The sequence below is a fragment of the Nocardia sp. NPDC004278 genome (genome assembly GCF_053602975.1).
The window spans coordinates 1-1,716 of record NZ_JBSGEQ010000106.1; the positions used below are offsets into that span (position 1 = coordinate 1).

A 1,716-nucleotide genomic window follows, 5' to 3' on the forward strand; every position below is an offset into this window, starting at 1 on the left:
CCCTCGACCGACCTGGTGTCACGGTGGGCACCGGACCGCAGACTCTTCAACACCTACGGTCCGGCGGAGGCGACGATCCAGACCGACGCCAGTGCGCCGCTGGTGGCGGGGCAGCCGGTGACGGTCGGTGAACCGATCCGCGGGGTCGGGCAGGTTGTGCTCGATGCCCGGTTGCGGCCGGTGCCCGTCGGTGTTGTCGGCGAGCTGTACCTCACCGGACCCGGTCTGGCCCGTGGCTACCGCAACCGAATGAGCCTGACGGCGGCGCGGTTCGTCGCCGATCCGTTCGCGGAGCCGGGACGGCGCATGTATCGCACCGGTGACCTGGTGCGGTGGCTGCGGCAACCGGAAGGGAATCTGGCGCTGGACTACGTGGGTCGGGCCGACTTCCAGGTCAAGCTGCGTGGCTTCCGCATCGAGTTGGGTGAGGTCGAATCCGGTCTGCTGGCCTGCGCCGGTGTGGCCCGCGCGGTCGCGACCGTGCACCATGGCACCGCTGTCGGTGACCGGCTGGTCGGGTACGTGGTGCCCGAACCCGGAGTCGACCTCGACCCCGCCGCGGTCCTCACGGTCGCCGAGCAGCGGTTGGCCCCGCACATGGTGCCCGCGACCGTGCTGGTGCTCGACACGCTGCCGGTGACCGAGAGCGGCAAGCTCGACCGCGCCGCGCTACCGGTACCGGATTTCAGTTCGGCTCGCGCCGAGTTCCGGGCGCCGGTCACCGATGTGGAGAAGACACTGGCCGGGCTGTTCGCCGAGGTATTGGGCATCGACACGGTCGGTCTCGATGACTCGTTCTTCGCCCTGGGTGGCGACAGCATCATGTCGATCCAGTTGGTCACCCGGGCCCGGGCCGCCGGGGTGGTGTTCTCCACGCGGGAGGTGTTCGAACGCAAGACCGTCGCCGGACTCGCCCAGATCGCCGTCCAGGACAGCACGGCGGTCGCCCTACCCGCCGAACTCCCCGGCGCGGGCGTCGGTCCGCTGCCGCTGACCCCGATCATGTGCTGGATGTTCGAACGCGGCGGATTCGACCGCTTCAGCCAATGGACGATGCTCACCCTGCCCGACGGCATCGACCGGACCGGAATCGAAACCACCGTGCAAGCGGTGATCGACCACCACGACATGCTGCGCGCCCAACTCCACCCCGACCCCACCCACCCCACCGGATGGGCGCTACAGGTGCGGCCGACCGAGGTAAGCGCCGCCGCACTGATCCGGCGCGTGCCGGTGACAGTTGCGCCGGACAGCGCCTACTTCGCGGCCATCGCCAACGCGGAGGCGAATGCGGCCGCCGAGCGCCTCGACCCCGCTGCGGGCGTCATGCTGCAGTTGGTCTGGTTCGACTGGGCGGACCGGCCCGGGCGGCTGCTCGTTGTCCTACACCACCTGGTTGTCGATGGGGTGTCGTGGCGGATCCTGATCCCCGATTTCGCTATGGCGTGGGCCCAGATCAGTGCGGGGCAACCACCGCAGCTCGCGCCCGTGGGCACCTCGATGCGGCGCTGGGCCCACGGGCTGAGCACCGCGGCCGAGAGCGTCAATGAACTCGACTGGTGGCGCTGCACCCTCGAGACCGCGGATCCGGTGATCGGTGCCCGCGCGCTCGACCCGGCAGTGGACGTCCAAGCCAGTGTCGCCACCGTGGAGGTGACGCTGCCGACCGCGATCACCCGTGCCGTGCTGACCACCCTGCCCCAAGCGTTCCACGGC

The 1,716-nt window shown here is 70.0% G+C and carries 1 protein-coding gene; it reads left to right on the forward strand.

What is annotated here, in order from left to right:
• A partial coding sequence (locus ACWEO2_RS44235; protein WP_452410867.1) for a condensation domain-containing protein occupies positions 1 to 1,716 on the forward strand: 1,716 nt, incomplete at both ends.